Source organism: Anaerostipes amylophilus, from assembly GCF_025567365.1.
Lineage (GTDB): Bacteria > Bacillota > Clostridia > Lachnospirales > Lachnospiraceae > Anaerostipes > Anaerostipes amylophilus.
Window position 1 is genome coordinate 97,920 of sequence record NZ_JAOQJG010000007.1, and the last position, 19,750, is coordinate 117,669.

16 protein-coding genes are annotated in these 19,750 nt (G+C 35.3%); 2 read left to right on the forward strand and 14 right to left on the reverse strand.

Annotated elements, in window-relative coordinates; all coding sequences use genetic code 11:
• The first annotated feature begins 107 nt into the window (after window positions 1-107).
• Window positions 108-1,463 (forward strand): MATE family efflux transporter, encoded by a 1,356-nt coding sequence (locus OCV53_RS10725; RefSeq protein ID WP_022375450.1) that lies wholly within the window; start codon window positions 108-110, stop codon window positions 1,461-1,463.
• Between the two features lie 18 nt (window positions 1,464-1,481).
• Window positions 1,482-2,480 carry an acyltransferase family protein gene (locus tag OCV53_RS10730; RefSeq protein ID WP_055198235.1) on the forward strand — a complete coding sequence of 333 codons (999 nt, stop codon included), beginning with the start codon at window positions 1,482-1,484 and terminating at the stop codon, window positions 2,478-2,480.
• A gap of 68 nt (window positions 2,481-2,548) precedes the next feature.
• Here OCV53_RS10730 and OCV53_RS10735 read toward each other — a convergent pair whose 3' ends face one another.
• The 14 genes from OCV53_RS10735 to OCV53_RS10800 form a co-directional block, all read right to left on the reverse strand.
• On the reverse strand, window positions 2,549-3,904 hold the full coding sequence (locus OCV53_RS10735; RefSeq protein ID WP_055198236.1) for an AAA family ATPase: 1,356 nt from the start codon (window positions 3,902-3,904) through the stop codon (window positions 2,549-2,551).
• Window positions 3,905-3,959: 55 nt separating this feature from the next.
• On the reverse strand, window positions 3,960-5,330 hold the full coding sequence (locus tag OCV53_RS10740; RefSeq protein ID WP_055198237.1) for a hypothetical protein: 1,371 nt from the start codon (window positions 5,328-5,330) through the stop codon (window positions 3,960-3,962).
• Between the two features lie 649 nt (window positions 5,331-5,979).
• The gene (locus OCV53_RS10745; protein ID WP_022375445.1) at window positions 5,980-7,155 is read right to left on the reverse strand and encodes an iron-containing alcohol dehydrogenase; all 1,176 of its coding nucleotides are present in this window, start codon (window positions 7,153-7,155) and stop codon (window positions 5,980-5,982) included.
• A 215-nt stretch (window positions 7,156-7,370) separates the two neighbouring features.
• Complete coding sequence (gene queC, locus OCV53_RS10750; RefSeq protein ID WP_055198238.1) at window positions 7,371-8,036, reverse strand: 7-cyano-7-deazaguanine synthase QueC; 666 nt, start codon at window positions 8,034-8,036, stop codon at window positions 7,371-7,373.
• Window positions 8,037-8,054: 18 nt separating this feature from the next.
• The gene (gene folE, locus OCV53_RS10755; protein ID WP_022375443.1) at window positions 8,055-8,642 is read right to left on the reverse strand and encodes a GTP cyclohydrolase I FolE; all 588 of its coding nucleotides are present in this window, start codon (window positions 8,640-8,642) and stop codon (window positions 8,055-8,057) included.
• Window positions 8,643-8,669: 27 nt separating this feature from the next.
• Window positions 8,670-9,338 (reverse strand): putative 7-carboxy-7-deazaguanine synthase QueE, encoded by a 669-nt coding sequence (gene queE / locus OCV53_RS10760; RefSeq protein ID WP_055198239.1) that lies wholly within the window; start codon window positions 9,336-9,338, stop codon window positions 8,670-8,672.
• Window positions 9,339-9,343: 5 nt separating this feature from the next.
• On the reverse strand, window positions 9,344-9,763 hold the full coding sequence (queD, locus tag OCV53_RS10765; RefSeq protein WP_008393720.1) for a 6-carboxytetrahydropterin synthase QueD: 420 nt from the start codon (window positions 9,761-9,763) through the stop codon (window positions 9,344-9,346).
• A gap of 274 nt (window positions 9,764-10,037) precedes the next feature.
• Window positions 10,038-11,999 (reverse strand): PTS fructose transporter subunit IIABC, encoded by a 1,962-nt coding sequence (locus OCV53_RS10770; RefSeq protein WP_055198240.1) that lies wholly within the window; start codon window positions 11,997-11,999, stop codon window positions 10,038-10,040.
• Window positions 12,000-12,182: 183 nt separating this feature from the next.
• Window positions 12,183-13,241, reverse strand: coding sequence for a 16S rRNA (cytosine(1402)-N(4))-methyltransferase RsmH (gene rsmH, locus OCV53_RS10775; RefSeq protein WP_055198242.1), 1,059 nt, complete (start codon window positions 13,239-13,241; stop codon window positions 12,183-12,185).
• Between the two features lie 29 nt (window positions 13,242-13,270).
• Entirely contained in the window at window positions 13,271-14,968 is a 1,698-nt protein-coding gene (locus OCV53_RS10780) for an AAA family ATPase (RefSeq protein ID WP_055198244.1), read from the reverse strand.
• A 56-nt stretch (window positions 14,969-15,024) separates the two neighbouring features.
• Window positions 15,025-15,924 carry a LysR family transcriptional regulator gene (locus tag OCV53_RS10785; RefSeq protein ID WP_055198246.1) on the reverse strand — a complete coding sequence of 300 codons (900 nt, stop codon included), beginning with the start codon at window positions 15,922-15,924 and terminating at the stop codon, window positions 15,025-15,027.
• Between the two features lie 65 nt (window positions 15,925-15,989).
• The gene (locus OCV53_RS10790; protein WP_055198248.1) at window positions 15,990-16,253 is read right to left on the reverse strand and encodes a hypothetical protein; all 264 of its coding nucleotides are present in this window, start codon (window positions 16,251-16,253) and stop codon (window positions 15,990-15,992) included.
• Between the two features lie 59 nt (window positions 16,254-16,312).
• Complete coding sequence (locus tag OCV53_RS10795) at window positions 16,313-19,042, reverse strand: FtsX-like permease family protein (protein WP_055198250.1); 2,730 nt, start codon at window positions 19,040-19,042, stop codon at window positions 16,313-16,315.
• A complete protein-coding gene (locus OCV53_RS10800) occupies window positions 19,043-19,744 on the reverse strand; it encodes an ABC transporter ATP-binding protein (protein WP_055198251.1) in 702 nt (233 codons plus the stop codon).
• Window positions 19,745-19,750 lie beyond the last annotated feature (6 nt).

Here is a 19,750-nt window from a genome sequence, read left to right on the forward strand (position 1 = left end):
TTGTCATTTATACTATACTAAATAACGTCCGTTTCGATTAAATTTAATCATTTGGACCATTTTTATAACATTGATATATTAATTAGAAAGAAGAGGTTTTATTTATTATGAATGAACAAAAGACAAATCCTCTCGGTACTGAGAAGATTTCTAGCTTGCTTCTTCGTTTTGCAATTCCAAGCATTATCGCTATGGTCGTAAGTGCTTTATATAATATGGTAGACCAGTTTTTTATTGGCCGAAGCGTTGGAATGCTTGGAAATGCCGCAACGAATGTTGCTTTCCCATTAGTCATCACTTGTACTTCCATCGCTTTAATGTGTGGAATTGGTGGCGCTGCAAACTTTAACCTTTGCATGGGACGACGCGAAAAGAATGAAGCAGCTTCCTTCGCTGGAAATGCGATCACCATGCTATTTTCACTTGGTGTGATTCTTTGCATCGTGACAAGACTATTTTTAAAACCAATGATGATCTTATTTGGAGCAACTTCTAGTGTTTTAAATTATTCTTTAACCTACACCGGAATTACATCCCTTGGTTTTCCATTTTTGATCTTAACAACTGGAGGTACAAATCTTGTACGTGCTGATGGAAGTCCAAAGTTTTCTATGGCTTGTACTTTGACTGGTGCAATCATTAATACGATCCTTGATCCTACATTGATTTTTGGTTTTCATATGGGAATTGCCGGTGCTGCATGGGCAACTGTGATCGGGCAGATTGTTTCTGGTATTATGGTAATCTTATATTTAAGAAAATTTAAGACCGTCGATCTGACATTGAAAAGATTAAAACCACACCCACATTATATCGGAAGAATTGTTTCCCTTGGTATGGCACCATTTTTTAATCAGGTTTCTATGATGGTCGTACAGATCGTTATGAACAATGTTTTAATCCGATATGGTGCAAAATCTTCTTACGGAAGCGATATCCCTCTAGCATGTGCCGGGATCATCACAAAGATCAATATGATCTTTTTCTCCATTAATATTGGTATTTCCCAAGGATTACAGCCAATCATCAGTTATAACTATGGTGCGAAGAAACTGGATCGTGTGCGAGAAGCCTATTTAAAAGCTGCAATCTCTGCAACGATCATCAGTACGGTTTCTTTTATCTGCTTCCAGTTGTTCCCACGACAGATCATTGGAATCTTTGGTTCTGAGAGTGAAGCTTACTTCCGTTTTGCTGAGAAGTTCTTTCGAATTTTCTTGTTTTGTACTTTTATTAATGGTTTACAGCCAATTACTGCGAACTTTTTTACGGCGATTGGAAAGGCGAACCGTGGTATTTTCCTTTCATTGACCAGACAGGTTATTTTCTTGCTGCCATTGATGATCATTCTGCCGATTTTCTTTGGAATTGAGGGAGTTATGTTTTCAGCACCAATTGCGGATGGATTTGCGGCGATATGTGCGATTACATTTGCGGTACATGAATTACGATCATTTCATTAGAAACAGAGGTATTGTTTTATGATTTCAAAACATAAAGACCTTGCAATTGTATTTGTACGTGCAATTTCCATGTTAATTATCGTTATATATCATTATAGTTGTTCATTAGTTCAAGATCATATTACAAATAAACATCTTCCTTTATATGGTTATGCATCTGGCCGCTGGGGACAATCAGCGGTCTATACATTTCTAATCATCAGTGGATATGTATTATTTATGAATTACGCTTCTCATTTTTCATTCAAAAAATATTATTACCGCAGATTTCGAAGTATTTACCCTTCTTTTTGGCTTGTATGGCTTGCCGTATTTATTATTCGATCCATGCAACACCAAACAATTTTTTGGGGTGGGAATCCTATCTATATTCTTTTTTCAATAATAGGTATAGATGGATATTTTTTACCAAATGGTATAGGATATTATTCAGTTGGTGAATGGTTTTTAGGTGTTATAATTCTTATTTATATCTTATTTCCTGTTTTTTTAACATTATGGAAAAATCATCGATCTGTTGTTTATATGATCATAAGTGCCATTTTTATTCTTCAAATCATATGTGATCTTGGAAGAACCGATTTTTTTGTATGCACAGCGTCTTTTCTTGCTGGAATATGGTTTTATGAACATCGAAACTTTTTATTAAGTAAATGGACATCTTTTATTTCTTTCGGTATTATTTTAGTACTATGTAATATAGATTTTCGTTCTTATTTTGGTGACAATTTTCCAATTGTTTTTATGGGTTTTATTTTATTTATTTTTCTGTACTCTTTCGGATATTTTGTAATGAAATTTAATTTTCCATTCATATCTTTTCTTGCAAAATACAGTTATCAAGCAATGCTTGTCCATCATGTTCTGACTTTCTGGATCATAAGATTTTGTGGTATGTTTAGAATTTCTGTTTATATTGGGTTGATTTTTGAACTTCTTGCCACTTATATTGGCGCATTCATAGTAAAAAAATCAGAAAAATATATTTTCAGTTTTCTGCCTGATCAGCTAAAATAATGCCATAATAAAAAGATACACAACCGATTTTATATTACTTTCAAATTGATTGTGTATCCTTTTTTTATTTATAGCTTTTCTACTTCACAACTATGCTTCTTCGTTTTTCTATCATAACTGATTCCAACTGCTAATATACTTCCTTCATATGCTGAAATTTCTCCAATTTTTCCTTGGAATTTCAATTGGTAATTCTTCTCTTTAATCTGTTCTATTGCTTCCTGTGGCGTATGATTTATTTTAAGTTCTAAAATGATTCCAGGTATATCATTTCTTTTTGGATAGAAGATAAAATCCACAAATCCTTTTCCTGCTTTATCTTCTCTCTCAACACGATATTCATCTCTTGCAGAAAGATATACTAAATTTACAATTGCTGAATAAATCTGGTCTTTTGTATATAAATCATTTGCTGTTGCTGCATATTGCTGCATTTTTGCCGGAACACGTTCTCCCGCAACCATCAATACAATATCATTTCTCACATCCGCTATATTTCCTTTGATATAGTTGAAAATGGAATCGTAAGTTCCCGAACTTGTCCAATAGTTTGCCAGTTGGTTATCTCTTAATGCACAGACAACACATCTTGGATTATATAAATAATCTCCTGCTGCCGCTCGATAACCATCATACCATTCTTTTAATTCAATTCTTAAAATCTTCGGGTTCTTTGTTATCTTTTTATAAATATTATAAAGCTGATCCACTTCCTCATCCAAAAAGCCAAAATATTCACTGTATTTTTCTTTGCATGCCATATCATACTCATCAAACATATTTAATTCCGATCCATCGGAATATTTTGCAATTGGAAGAATTCCTGTCATATAAGTCATTTGAACATATGGGCGGTCTTTTAATAAATTACTTAAAAACTGGATATACTGCTTTTTATTTTCTTCCGTAATAAAATCTTTATGGAAAATAAAATCCCATTCATCCAAAACAAAAACAAAACGTTCCTGACTGCATTCTTCAAAAATCGTCTCTAGCACATCCGCCGCAGAATCATCTTCGTAAACTTCGATCTGTGGATATTTCTTTTTCAAATCTCTGATCAACGTTATTTCGATTTTCCCTATATAATCAGCATATGAATCACAGGATCTTGATATCTTACTAAAATCAATAGAAATCACATTATATTTATTTCTGTATTCTTTATATTTCGTATTACCGGCAATCTTTAATCTTCCAAAAATCGAATCTGAATCCACTTTTTTGCTCAAAAATGCTGCGATCATATTAGCCATGATCGTTTTTCCAAAACGTCTTGGTCTTGTGATACAAACATGCTGATTCCCTGCATCCAAAACAGGGAACAATTCTGTCAGCAATAATGATTTATCTACAAAATATGGCTGATTTGCTTCACCTTGATATAACGCATATGGAATTGAACTATTTAGATATCTTCCCATGAGTTGGATTCCTCCTTATTTTGGTTCTTATTATACATTATTTTACTGACTTCGTCTATTCACCAAAAACACTCTTCTCCAATCCCCAATTCCAAAACTTCTCATAATCTTCTTCAATACAGATACATGAAAAATTCTCTGGTTTTACAATCCTCTTTAGAACATCCATCTGTAAAAATGTCTCATAGCTATATAATTGTTCCAATGGAATATCATCGATTTCGTGTAGTGTTACATATTTTGTATGTTGTTTCACTTTTTCTTTTAGCTCTATGTAATAATCCGTATCCGGGCTTGTTAGTCTGCCAATGAGATGATAAATTGCAGGAATATCTTTGGTACATTTCAAAGCTTTTTTTGCATATCTTAAGGCTCTTTTATTTGATACTTCATAATCACTAAGTGCAACTTCCCAAACTGCCCTCAAATATAAGATGATTGCTTCATTTTCTCTTGAACCATTCTCTTCCAGCCATTCTTGATATACATTAACTTCATCATTTCCATAGAGACTTTCAATGTAACTTCCAAAAATGTAAAAACATTCATCTTTTATTTTTTCTTTATTGTCTCTTAACAGATTTAAAACGATTTCTTGTCGATCATCATGGATTGGATAATATAATTCGAAAATACATCTTTGTAAAATATGTTCCGAATCCTCTGGAATCTGTTCATAAAAATTTCTTTCCTTGGAATAAATGATTTCTGTCGGCTTTCCTAATGTTTTACGAATGGAACGAATTAAACGTTCTCTGAATATACGGTTATATCGTTCTTCGTGTTTCATATTTAAATGTAATTTTTGTTCCATTTTTTGTAATAACTGTTTATGATCATCTAATAATTTTTTATCATTTAAGTTATTTTCTATAATCATTCTATCTATTGTATACAAAACATAATGCCTTATGTCATCATCTTTAGATTTTAAATCTTTTAAGATTTCATAAATATATTTTTTTTCCTGCGTTACATAATATAATTCCGCATAAGTACTATAAACTGCCCTTCTGTCTTTCTTTAACTTTGATAATATTTCATGCATCCTTTTTTCTATAACATCATCAGACAGTTTTCTCTTAAATCCAATATATCCTATCATATCAACAATATCATATTTTATAAAATCCGTGCACTCTTCAAACTCTTCCAATAAACTTGCAAAATCCTCTGCCTTAATAAAATTTGCCAAGGATCGCACCGCCATTTCCGCAACAAGTCTGTCTTGATCTTTTACCATGACTTTTAGAATATCATAACTCCAGTCTTCTAGTTCATAAATAAGCATATCCATTACTTTTGCTTTATAATAACTGCTATTACATTGACTTAACTGCTTTATAATCTTCTTATCTTTTTTGGAAAATAGCTGGCATTCTTCTTGTTTTCTTTGAAGTTTTGTTAATTGCTTCTTTTGATTCATATGACCACCCCTCACTTCTTAAATTTTTAGAAATGCATTGATGTTACTTAATTATTCAATCCTATTACCTGCACTTTATAAATCATATATGCGTTCATTCTTAAATTTTTGGCTTTAGGTAAGATCGTTAAACTATATAAGTAAGATTTTATTGTTTTTCCTCATTGTTTCTTCCTCTATGTACCACCAGCTTAATTCCTATACCTTCAACTTTATTGTTCCTAATCATTTATCCGTTTTATTGTTTTATATTTTAACAATAACATACTATATTTTTGAATTCAAATCATTTATATAAAGCATTTTTTAACAATTTCTGTTTGTCGAAAACTTTATTGGAATCCTATAAACTATATCCAGCATTCCCTCTGTCTATGAAAATCTTAATTTTAAAACCAAGTAGCCTTCAGGTATAAAATGAAACAGACACATATATTAGGGTTCGAAATGATAGAATTTCCATAGGCTTTTTTGAAAAATCGCAGCAAAGATGGCTGCATGTTTGAGCCGTAGGCGAGTTTGCAGAGGAATCTTTGCGAATCAGCGTTTTGCAAAAAAGCCGTCAATGGAATTCGTTTTTCAAACCCTAATATATGTGTCTGTTTCATTTTATACTCGATACACTACTGTTTGTTTTATAAATTAAATTTTAGAATGTCACATCCTTACCATAATAAATACATTCCAATATCTTCTCCATATCCTCAACAGATGTTTCTCTCGGATTAGATCCCGTACAAGCATCTCCAACTGCTCTCTCTGCGATCATATGTTTCTTCTCAATAAATTCTTCTTCATTTACTCCGAAATCTTTCAGATTAGACACAATATTAAGACTTGCTCTCAAATCTTCTACTGCTTTGATCAGTGATAAAGTTAATGCCTTATCTGTAACTCCAGGAAGTCCTAATTTTCTTGCGATCATTGCGAATCTGTCTTCACAGACTTTGGCATTGTACTGGATGACATATGGAAGATAGATTGCATTTGCACATCCATGAGGAATGTGTCCTGTATCAAAGACTGCTCCTGTCTTATGGGCTAAGGAATGTACGATTCCAAGCAGTGCGTTAGAAAATGCCATTCCTGCCAGGCACTGTGCGATATGCATGTTTCCTCTTGCTTGCATGTCCCCTTCATAAGATGCTTTCAGGTTATCAAAGATCATCTCGATCGCATGGATCGCTAACGGATCTGAGAATGGAGAATGTAATCCTGCAACGTAAGCTTCGATTGCATGAGTTAATGCATCCATTCCTGTATGTGCTGTTAATGTCTGTGGCATGGTCTCTGCCAATGATGGATCTACGATCGCTACATCTGGTGTGATCTCAAAATCAGCCAGTGGGTATTTGATTCCTGTACTGTAATCTGTAATTACTGAGAATGCCGTTACCTCTGTTGCTGTTCCTGAGGTTGATGGAATTGCGATAAATGTTGCTTTATTACGAAGTGGTGGGATTGTAAATGGATCTTTGATGTCATCAAAGGTTGTCTGTGGATGCTCATAAAATACCCACATTGCCTTTGCTGCATCAATTGGTGATCCTCCACCCATTGCGATGATCAGGTCTGGTTCAAATTCCTGCATCACTTTGGCACCTTTCATAACAGTTTCTACAGATGGATCTGGTTCGATTCCTTCGATCAGTTTTGTTTCAATTCCAGCTTCTTTCAAATATCCAACAACCTTGTCAACAAATCCAAAACGTTTCATAGATCCGCCGCCTAGGCATAATACTGCTTTGTTTCCTTTGATTGTTTTTAGTGTCTCTAATGCGTTTTCTCCGAAGTATAAATCTCTTGGTAATGTAAATCTTGCCATAACTACATCTCCTTTTACCTGGATGACCGAAATTGAACTTATCCTCATATATCTGAATATCCGATTTCAATCGATTGTTTCGCTACAAATACATAGTACACTATTGTTAAAATTTTATCAATGCTTTCTTGCAACTTTTTTTCATTTATTCATATGTATAAATAGCAAAAAGAACCTTGTACAATTACAAGATCCTTTTTCTCTTTTGTATATTCTTATTTATGTCCACGGACTTTTAAATATTCCTCTAATCCATGTCTTCTTAACTTACATGCTGGGCATTCTCCGCATCCATCACCCATCACTCCATTATAGCATGTTAAAGTTTCATTTCTTACGATATCAAAAACACCTAATTTGTCAGCCATCTCCCATGTCTGTTTCTTGTCAATCCACATCAGTGGTGTGATCACTTCAAACTCATAATCCATGGCAAGTGTTAATGTTGTCTCTAGGGATGAGATAAAGACATGGCGACAGTCTGGGTATCCACTGAAATCACTCTGGGAAACACCGGTTACTAATACATGAATTCCTCTTTGTTTTGCAAAAACAGCTGCAAATGTTAAGAATAACATGTTTCTTCCATCAACAAATGAATTTGGTGTTCCTTCTTTTGGTGCTTCATGATCTACTTCCATGTCTACTCTTGTTAAAGAGTTTGGTGCTAACTGGTTTAATAGTTCCATATCTAAGATATGATGTTCTACCCCGTGTTCTTTACAGATCTTCTTGGCACATTCAAGTTCCTTGGAATGTCTCTGCCCGTAGTTAAATGAAAGTGCGATCACTTCATCGTATTTCTTCTTTGCCCAGAAAAGGCATGTTGTGCTGTCTTGTCCACCGCTGAATACAACAACGGCTTTGTTTGGTTTTGCCATTTTGCTTATCTCCTTTTCTTATTTTCCTGCCTGCATCATAAAATGCCATTTTAATGTAGAATCTGTGTCAAATGCTCCACGAAGTGTTGTTGTCACTGTCTTAGCATTTTGTTTTTTGATTCCTCTTGCACTCATGCAGCTATGGCACCCTTCGATATAAACGGCTACATCTTCACTTCCTGAAACTTCCATGATGATCTCTGCGATATCACTTCCGATTCTTTCCTGAAGCTGTAAGCGCTTTCCAACCATGTCACAGATTCTTGCAATCTTGCTAAGTCCTAATACTTTATCTTTTGGCAGATATGCCACAGAAACTTTCATATCATACATTAATGCCATATGGTGTTCGCAATAGCTAAAGATATCTATATCTTTTACGATCACCATATCTTTGTGGTCTTTGACACTTAGATCATCTTCAAATGTTTTTGAAAACATCTGTGCGATCTCATGATTACTATAATTCATTCCCTCAAAGACTTCTTCATACATTCTTGCGACACGATCTGGTGTTTCTTTTAATCCTTCACGATCTGGATCATCTCCAAGTGCAACAAGGATTCCTCTTACGTGTTCCTTGATCGCTTCTTTATCGATTGCCATAGTATTTCCTCCCATAATAAATTAGTACTAAACGCCTGTCTTGTCAGGATCCCATACGACTTTGTGGATCTGAATCTGGAATCTGACTTTGTTAAGCTTGTTTTCTTTCATAAATTCAACGATTTCTTCTGGTTCGATCTTGCCAAATACAGGACTGAAATATACGATCGCCTTCTGGCACAGGCTGAATCTTTCGATGATTTCTTTTGCTCTGTTTAAATCTTCCCTGCTTCCAATAACAAATTTGACAACGTCCCATGGTTTTAAATATTCCATATTTTCAAGGCACATACTCTCTTCCATGTTGCTGGATGGAAGTTTATAATCCATTGTCATTGTCAATCTGTTATCTCTTTCTTTATAATATTTGATCGGTACACTTCCGTTTGTCTCAATCTCAATCTCAACTTTTGGCATCATTAAGATACTTCCGATCAGTTCTGATACATTTTCATCAAGAAGTGGTTCTCCACCAGTTAATGTAACGAGTTCTACTCCTGCCTCTTTAATTCTTTCTACGATCTGTGGCGCTGTTAAAAGTTCACACTTTGCATTTCTTTTGTTTGCCCATGTTGTGTCACAGTAAGAGCAGTTTAAGTTACATCCTTTCAATCGGATAAACATAGCAAGACGACCAGCTTTCTTTCCTTCTCCGTTGATACTTACAAAGGTTTCGACTACTTTAAATGTTTCCATCTCATTTACTCCCCATATGCTGCCATATTATTTGGTGTCTCATAAACTTTCGCTAACTTGACATCATATCCGATTTCTTTCACTCTATCATAAAAATATTTTGCAAAACTCTCTGCAGTTGGACGAAAATCTACGAAGATCATTTTGAAATTTTCCTCTTTCAATGCTTCTACTGTCTTCTCTTTTAATGTTCCATCTTCTATGATCAGACTATGATCAAACTCATCTGCTAATTTTTTGATATCATCTTTTAACTGTCCAAAATCGACAACCATTCCTCGAATCTGCCCTGTCTGTTCTAATGTTTCACTTTGTACGGTAACTTCTAATTTCCAGCGGTGACCGTGGATATTGCTGCATTTTCCTTCATAACCCGATAAAAAATGAGCTGAATCAAAGGATGCATGTGTTGTTAACTGATACATTTTCTTCTTTCCCTTCTACATATATTTTCAATCAAAAAAGGATACAAGCACGCGTACCTGTATCCTGAAAATCTTCTTCTCAGTCCTAGTTTTGTTTATAGACAGGATGGTACGAATGAACTGTCTTTGATTTCTAAAATCTTATCTAGTATATCATTGTTTTATCAAAATAGCAAACAGAGATTGCAAAATTTCACAATCTCTGTTTACTTATTATAAATATTGCTTATGAAAATATGAGGAATTAATTTATTGTAAATGGTTATTTACAATCTTATTTATTTAATGGTTTCTTTGTAAATGACATAACGATCATTCCAATAACTGCACCAACTACTACAGAAATTAAGTATTGTACTGGATTCGTGATGACTCCAATAACAAAGATTCCACCGTGTGGTGCTGGAAGTCCACATTTAAATGCCATGGATAACGCACCTGCTACTGCAGATCCTACGATACATGGTGGCAGGATATGGATTGGATCTCCTGCTGCAAACGGGATAGCTCCTTCTGTAATGAATGATAATCCCATGATGTAATTTACAACACCAGATTTTCTTTCACTCTCTGTAAAACGATTCTTGAAGAATGTTGTACAAAGTGCGATCGCAAGTGGAGGTACCATTCCTCCGGCCATAACAGCTGCCATGATCGCATACTGTTCTGGTCCTGCATTGGCTACTGTTAACTGTGCTGTACCAAATACATACGCTGCTTTATTAAATGGACCACCCATATCAATGGACATCATCGCTCCAAGAACTGCTCCTAAAAGGATAGAACTTGTTCCACTCATAGATGATAAGAAGTTATTCAGTCCTGTATTGATCGCTCCAACAACCGGATTAACTGCGATCATCACAACACCCATAATTAAAATACCACAAACTGGGAATAGTAAAATTGGTTTTAACCCTTCTAATGCACTTGGTAATTTATCAAACAGTTTTCTTAATAAAACCATGATATATCCACCAACAAAACCTGCAAATAATGCTCCGATAAATCCAGAGGAAACGGCTTTGGTAGAGTCATATGCCATGATATTTGCAAATGTATAACCACCATTTGCTAATGCTCCACCAACGAAACCTATCGCTAATCCTGGTCGGTCTGCAATACTCATTGCAATAAATCCAGCTAAGATTGGAAGCATAAATCCAAATGCCTGTTCACCGATTGTCTTTAGTAAAGCTGCAAGTGGTGTATTCTTACCGAAGTTTGCCGGGTTGATTGCCTGATTATCTACTAAGAATGCAAGAGCGATCAAGATACCTCCACCGATTACAAATGGCAGCATATGAGATACACCATTCATCAGATGTTTATAAATCTGACGTCCAACGCTTTCACCTTCTGCACTATCTTCTTGTGCTGCTGCTCCTGAATGATGATATGTTGGTGCTTTCTTATCTAAAATTGTCTGGATCAGTTCTTCTGGTTTATTAATTCCGTCCGCTACTTTTGTCTGAAGAACCTGTTTTCCATCAAAACGTGCCATCTCAACGTTCTTATCTGCTGCTACGATGATTCCATCACAATTTTCAATCTCTTCTTTTGTTAAGACATTCTTTGCTCCACCTGAACCATTTGTCTCAGCTTTTAATGTAATTCCCATCTCTTTTGCTTTATTCTCAAGAGATTCTGCTGCCATGAATGTATGAGCGATTCCTGTTGGGCATGCTGTAACTGCAAGAACTCTGATCGTTCCATCGTCTGCTTTCTCTTCTTGTACAGCAGGTTTCTCTTCTTCCTTCGCCGCCTCTTCTGGGAATTTTTCTGTTTCTTTCTTGTCGATCAATGCAAGATATTCTTCCTTGCTTGTTGCCTTCAATAAGCTGTCCTTAAATACTGGATCCATTAAGATCACAGATAATCTTGACAATGCCTCTAAATGCACGTCACTTCCTTCTGCTGGTGCTGCGATCATAAAAAATACGTCAGATGGTTCTCCATCCATTGCTTCATAATCGACTCCGTCTGGTACTGTCATAGAAGCCAAACCAGCCTTAGTTACTGCTTTGTTCTTAGAATGAGGAATTGCAATCCCTCCTCCGATACCAGTTGTTCCATTAGCTTCTCTTGCTAAAATGCCCTTCTTGTATTCTTCGCGATCTGTGATGTTTCCGCCCTTGACCATTAAATCAACCAGATGATCAATTGCTTCTTCTTTGCTGTTAACCTTCACACCAAGGTCAATTGTTGCATCCTGCAACAGCTCTGTAATTCTCATACAGGTTATCCTCCTTTTCCAAAATTAAAAACGTCAAAATCAATCATTTGTTTCTTTTTTTTCTTCATTATAACACAGTTTCAGTCAAAGTCAATCATTTTAAACCATTTTCTTTCATATTTTTGAAAAAAAGGAAATATTAAAAAGCATACCTCTTTTTAATATTTCCCTTCCTTTTAATTTTTATTTCACTTTGATCGCCCAGCGCATCTTTGTTGATTTTGCTCTTCCGTTCTGGGCACATTCCTCTTTTGATGGACGAATAACATCTTTGGCTACATCACTGTAGATTCCTATTTTCTTCCCATACTTAAACGCATGTTTTACAAGTCGATCTTCTCCAGAGTGGAATGTAAGGATCGCAACCTTTCCACCTGGTGCCAATGCGTCTGGAAGTTTCTCCAATAATTCTTCTAATACTTCAAACTCGCTGTTTACATCAATACGCAAAGCCTGAAATGTTCTCTGGCAGGATTTTTTAACTGCTTCTTTTCGCTCTTTTTCCGGCAAAAAGTTTAATGCTCTTTCAATGACATCTTTAAGATCTGTTGTTGTCTTGATCTTCTTTCCCCGTTTCATCGTTGCAACGGTTTCTTTTGCAATCTGTTTTGCATACGGCTCATCTGCATTTTCAATGAGCATTCCTTCAAATTCAGCCTTCGTGATATCTTCTAAACGCTCTGCCGCTGAAATTCCTTTTTCTGGATTCAGTCTTAAATCTAATGGTCCTTCAAATTTATAAGAAAATCCTCTTTCCGGATTATCAATCTGCATGGAGGATACGCCAAGGTCGGCTAAAATGAAATCGAATGGTCCAACTTCTTCGGCTACCTGATCAATATTAGCAAAATTAATATGCTTGATCGTTAAGATATCTTCTCCAAACCCTGCATCATGCAGACGTTTCTCTGTCTTTACAGATTCGATCGGATCTACATCTAATGCGTAGATATGACCTTTGCCCTGTAACTTTTCTAACATCTTTCTTGTATGTCCGCCATATCCTAAGGTTGCATCCAAGCCTTTTTGTCCTGGCTGAATATCGAAAAATTCAAGAATTTCCTTTACGCAAATAGAAATATGCATTCCAGCTGGGGTACTTCCTTTGCTGATGACTTTTTGAATCGTATCTCCGTATTTTTCTGGGTTTAATTCCTTATATTTTTCTTCAAATCTTCTTGGATGAGTTCCTTTGTATCTTACCCTTCGTTTATGTTTTTTTTCTGGCTGTTGCTGTTCCATTGTTTTCTACCTTTCTTTATTGTAATTTGTTAATCTGAGATCAGGACATTTTTCCCTTCAAATGCAAAGCCATATGCTTTAATATTATTTTCACTGATTCCTGCTTCGATTAGCTCTTCTTTGTAATTCTTTTCTTTAATCTGTTCCAATGCATTTTGTGCTGTTTCTTCTAAAGATTTTTCTTTCTTAGGACTGATTACTTTAAATTCCATAATGATTGCTTTATCTTTGACATTTCTTGGCCTTAACATCACATCATATCTTCCAAAACCACTTTCACGATTGGATTTTATTTCATAGCGATCCATTAATTCTACCAGAAGTCCAAGCACAAATCCATGGTAAAATCGCTCTGGTTCCAACATTTTTGACGATTTTTTCCCTACATCAAAATAGCTGAAAATGCGCATTGATATCCGATTCATGTAAGCATTCATTGCTTCTATGTCATCATTTAACATTGCTTTAATAAATGCATTATAATCTCCACCAGTCTTTGAAAACCAGTTTTTTACCATATGTGCAAACATTACTTTTACTTCAAAGTTTGTTAATTTTAAACGGTACAACTGCTTCCAATTTAGATAATCAGAATCATCTCTTATTTTTTCTTCTACTTTCAGATAACCACTCGCAAGTAACAGACTCCAGATTGCTGTTTCCTCTAGATCCAGCTGATCATATACAATCTGCTCATCTAATTCTGTCACAATTTCTTTTCCATTTAATAATAATTCAAACGATTCTTTTACCTGTGTATTTCCTTCTCTGATCAACTTTCCGATCAAGGAATTACTGCTTGTATTTGCCCAATATGGAGCTACTTCCTTTTTATCCAGATAATTTATGATTGACCATGGATTATAGATTTCTTTCGCCTCTCCAAAACAAAATCCATCATACCAAAGTTTTACTTCTTCTTTTTTGTCTTCTAAATCATATTCTTTCAGAGCTTTTATCACTTCTTCCTGTGTAAATCCAAACTTATCTTCGTATTTCTTTGATGTTGTTGTCACAACTTCCAGATTATTAAGATCTGAAAAGATGGATTCTTTGCTGACCCTTGTGATTCCTGTCATGATTGCTCTTTCCAGATATGGATTTGTTTTAAATGTAGAATTTAACAAAGATCTTAAAACTCCCATCAAATCCGACCAAAATCCCCCAACATAAGCTTCCTGAATTGGTGTATCATACTCATCTAATAAAATAATTGTTTTCTTTCCATAATAGCGACTTAGATAATCTGACATCTTTCGAATGGAATCAGAAATCATACTGTCATTCATCCTTGTTGAAATCTGTTTGTATTCTTCTTTCTCATTATCTGTCAGCAAATCCGTATGAAGAAGAAAAATATTTTGATTATAAAGCTCTTGTATGATACGGCAAATACTTTCTCTTGCCTGTTCGTAAGTATTTTCTTTTACATTTGCAAAACTTAAAAAGATCACTGGGTATGTTCCTTGAATTTCCCGGTATTCTTTATATTTCCAGATATTTAGTCCTTCGAATAATTCATCTCTTTTAGCATATTCGATGGAAAAAAACTTCTCTAACATGCTCATATTTAATGTTTTTCCAAAACGTCTGGGGCGGGTGATCAGCGTAACTGCGTCATCAAATTCCCACCATTCTTTGATGAATTCAGTTTTATCAATATAAAAATTGTTTTTTATTCGGACAGTTTCAAAATCCTGATGTCCAATACCGACAACTCTTGCCATACTGATCCCTCCTTTTTCTTTACCTTCATTGCAATATCCATGTTGTTTTTATTTTTTTACTGTACATGCCTCTTTAATGCTTCCAAATAGATAGCTCCTAATCTACTAGGTTTCGTCTTCTTATGTGTCACATACCCTATATGCATCTCGCCTTCTTCTGCAAGCGAAACTGCGATAATATTCTCTCCATTTAATTCCTTGTCAATCACACCACTGCTGATCGTATATCCATTTAATCCAATCAGTAAATTAAACAGCGTTGCCCTGTCTCTGACTCGAATATTCTTTGAGCGCACTTCGGTACTGAACATTTCTTCTGAATAATAAAATGAATTATGTTCTCCCTGTTCAAAAGACAGATATGGATAATCTTTGAGATCCTCCATTGTAACCTGATCTTTCTGTGCCAGTGGGTTCTTGTCACAGATGAAAATATGTGGTCTTGCGACAAATAGTTCCGTGAATTTGAGATCATTCGCTTTCATGATCTTCTCAAGTACAGATGCATTAAATTCATTGAGATATAAAATTCCGATCTCGCTTTTCATTCTTGCCACATCATCGATGATCTCATAGGTCTGTGTCTCTCGCAAACTGAAATCGTAATTCTCACTTCCATATTCCTTGATCAAATCTACAAATGCATTAACTGCAAAGGAATAATGCTGTGTTGAGATACAAAATTCCTGTTTCCCGCCATTTTTATGTTTATATTTCTCTTCGATCAATGCCGCCTGTTCCAGCACCTGCCTTGCGTATCCGAGAAAAATTTCTCCTTCTCTGGATACATGAATTCCTTTGTTGGTGCGGTCAAAGATCGTGATCTGCATCTCTTTTTCCAGTTCTTTTAATGCTTTGGTAAGGCTTGGCTGTGATACAAAGAGTTCTTCTGCTGCCTTGCTGATCGTTCCGATCTCTGCGATTGTTACGACATATCTTAACTGTTGTAATGTCATCGTCTCTTCCTTCTTTGGTCTTTTTGTACCATTATACAATAGTTTATATCATCTGGCAAAGACGTCTATTTCATATATTTTTTGAAAAACTGCTCGATCAGACTTAATGTTGGTTCACTCCAGAAATATGGATGCCCATAGACATTTTTGCTGCCGATTTCTAATCCTTCCGGATTGTCTGGTTCTCCCTGATTTGGTGTTGTTTCTGGAACGATTATCTGTAGCGTTCTTTCGATTTCATCTCTGCTTACATAACAAATATCTGGCTGATATATGCCATAAATTTCTTTTCCTGTTATTTTCATTTTCTGAATTTCATTTGCTAGCATTATAAAATACCTCCATAATGACATTTTATCATATGGAGGCATTTTCTTCCTATTTATTTTTATTCACGACTTTTTAATGCGTCAGAAAGTCCAACTTTGTAAATCTTACGCACTAATAACTTGTTAATTATCAGATATGTAATTATAATTCCTGCATAAACCAATGCATATAATTGCCATGTGAAACTTAAATTCATACTACACGCTATATTAGAAACCATGGCTGGATACATCGCATCCATTACTTTTTTGGATAATGGAACACTGATCAGTGCTCCAATTGCGATCATATAGAAATTTCCATCGAGATAAAGTTTCTTAATCTCTTTCTTGCGATATCCAAACACTTTCATCAATGCAATATTTTGTGCAGAACGATCGATCATTACTTTGATCATCAGATACATAACAATCGCAAAGATGATAACAGAAAGGCCAACAACCATTCCCATCATCGGTTTCATCATATTGATAAATATATCCGAACTCTCCTCGATTGCCTTTTTACTTGTCGTTGCATATAATTTTCCAGAATCAATTGATAATTTCTTCTTCGAAACAACCATGTTGTAATAATCAGAAGATGTCTGGAAGAGATCTCTCATGCTGTCGATATCCATAAATGCGTACATACCAGAAGAATATTGTGTAATATCTGCTACTTTGAATGCATAATCCATTTCATCTTCTTCATCGGATAATACAATGGAATCTCCCTTTTTCAGATCATATTTTTGTGCCATTGCAGATGATATAATCACTTTATTCTTTGCTTTTGGAAGGTCTTTATCTTGACTGAAATATGGATTATCATTTTCTATTCCAACGAGAGAAATCTCAAGATCATATCCCCATACTTCTTTGTGTAATCCTTTTACAAAACACGCATCCCCACCTTTCGGCACTTTTTTGTCTGGATATTTATATGTATACATATATTCAAATTCCGTATCTCTTTTATTTTCTTTGCTGATATAATCACACATCACATAACAATCCAGACCAAGCATCATAATTAATAATGCGATAAACATTCCAAATACTACCGTAAATCCAGCTCTTGCCTCACGAAGAGACTGCCTGATCCTGAATTTTGTAAGGAAGGGCATATCTCCTAATTTGACTTTTGAAATATGGTTCTTCTTCTGTTCATTTCTTATCATGGAGAGTGCTGGCTTTGAAAGTTTTTTTCTTATGACAAAATAGTTAACGATCACTGCAATAAGTGGCGGCATAATAACTCCATAGATCAAAAGATAAACAAGAATCTCTGGTGTTAAATCTGGTATGGAATAATAATCATAGCAATCCTGCATCTGTACTGGAATTCCTAGCGGACTGTATCCAACAACCATTCCAACGAGTCCCGCGAAAAATGTTACAATTACAGGTACTGTCAGATAATATTTTAATAGCTGCTTTTTTGTCACTCCCAGTGCATACAATGTTCCGATAATACTGCTTTCTTTCTCAATTCCATGAATAACAAAGACAGAAATCACATAAGTAAATAAGATCATAATAATCACACCTGCTACCATTCCTGCAAATTTGTTGATCACCTGATCATTGGCTGCTGCTCCGATTCTCGTGTTATCATCTGCCTTTAAAAACTGCGTCAGATTTGAGGTTTCCATATCAAATGCTTTCATCAGTTCTTCTGTACCTTCTTCTAATCGATCTGTGCCTTTTTTTAATTTCTTGCTTCCATCAGATGCTTTTTCGACCCCATTGGTATATGCTTTGATTCCATCTCTGTATGTCTTTAATGCATCCAGCTGCTCTTTGGCAGACTCTAAGGATAATCTTGTCAATCCATCATTTGATTTTGCGATCAATCTTTTTAGAATACTCGCATAATTATTTTCTGTCAAAGATGTTACGCCAAAGGAGACCAACTGGCTTCCTGCTGTTTTTAAGTGTGCCTGAAAGATCTGATCGGCACCTTTTTGCAGTGTTTCATTATTTTCGCTTAGTTTCTTTAATCCGTCAGACATCTGGGTACTTGCATCGGTAAGCTTCCTGATTCCATCTTTGATATCATCTTTCTTTCCTGCAGTTTCTTTCCAGTAATCTTTAAAATATGGATCATCCACATCATCAGGGTTAAATGTGATCTTCTTTAATTTGTTTTTTAACTGTTTCTGGGTCATTGCACCATTTAATCGATATGCATAAATATATTCTTCAGACTGAATACCGTTTTCGTTTTCTTTGAGATTCTGATAGGCATCTTCCGTTACAAATGCCAGTCCAAATTGTTTGCTGTCTACAGTACTATCTGATAGCTTTTCATAACATGCATCATAGTCTGGGACTGATCCGACTCCTGTTATTTTATAAGAATTACCATCTATCGTGATCTTTGATCCTATTTTTAAGTTATGTTCTTGTGCATATCTTTTTTCTATAACAGCTTCTCTTTTATTTTTTGCTAATCGACCTGCATCCAGATTAATTTTATCGACTTTTTTACGATTCTGAAAGATTCTTAACTTGCTTCCATCTTTTTGTCTAAAGTCAAGATAAAATGTCTCTTCTAATGTAATCCCTTTCTTGGTAAGGTTTTCTTTTTGTTTTCTCGTTAATGGCACAAACACCTGAAACTGTCCATCTTCCAACTTATGTTTCTTCGCCTGCCTTGCCGTCCCATCAATGATCGTATCTGCTGCTCCGATCAAGCTGATAACCAGATACATACTGATGATGATCAGAAACGCCAGTGCAAGATAACGGAATTTATTCTCTTTTAAATCCCTCCATGCCCTTTTTCTCAATACTTTTTCCATTTACAGATCCTCCAGTAATTTTGCAGGTACTCTCGTTTCATTTTCATATTCTTCACTGATCTGGCCGTCTCTGATGATGATCACTTTATGTACCATGTCACGGATTACGTTATTATGTGTTACGATCAGCATGGTTGTTCCATATTGCTGATTGATCTTTTCTAATAAGATTAAGATATCTTTGGATGTCTTGGAGTCAAGCGCTCCTGTCGGCTCATCACAGAGCAATAATTTTGGATTCTTGATCAATGCTCTTGCGATCGCACATCGTTGCTGCTGTCCACCAGATAATTGTGCCGGGAATTTGTCTTGATGTTCTGTTAAACCAAGAGTCTCTAAGAGTTCATCCATATCCAGAGGATCTTCCGTTAAAAACTGACAGATTTCTATATTTTCTTTGACCGTAAGGTTTGGTACCAGATTGTAAAACTGGAAGATAAATCCCAGATTTGCTCTACGGTATTCGGAAAGTTCATCTGCGCTTAATCCAGATATTTCATTGCCATCGACTTTAACTGAACCGGAATCCATGGTGTCCAATCCACCGATGCAATTTAACATCGTTGACTTTCCTGAACCACTGCTTCCTTGAATGACACACATCTGGCCTTGTTCGATATTCGTTGTGATTCCTTTTAGTACTTGGTTGTAGCTTTCACCTGACCCGAAGCTTTTTTTCATATCTTTTATCTCTAAATACATATATTA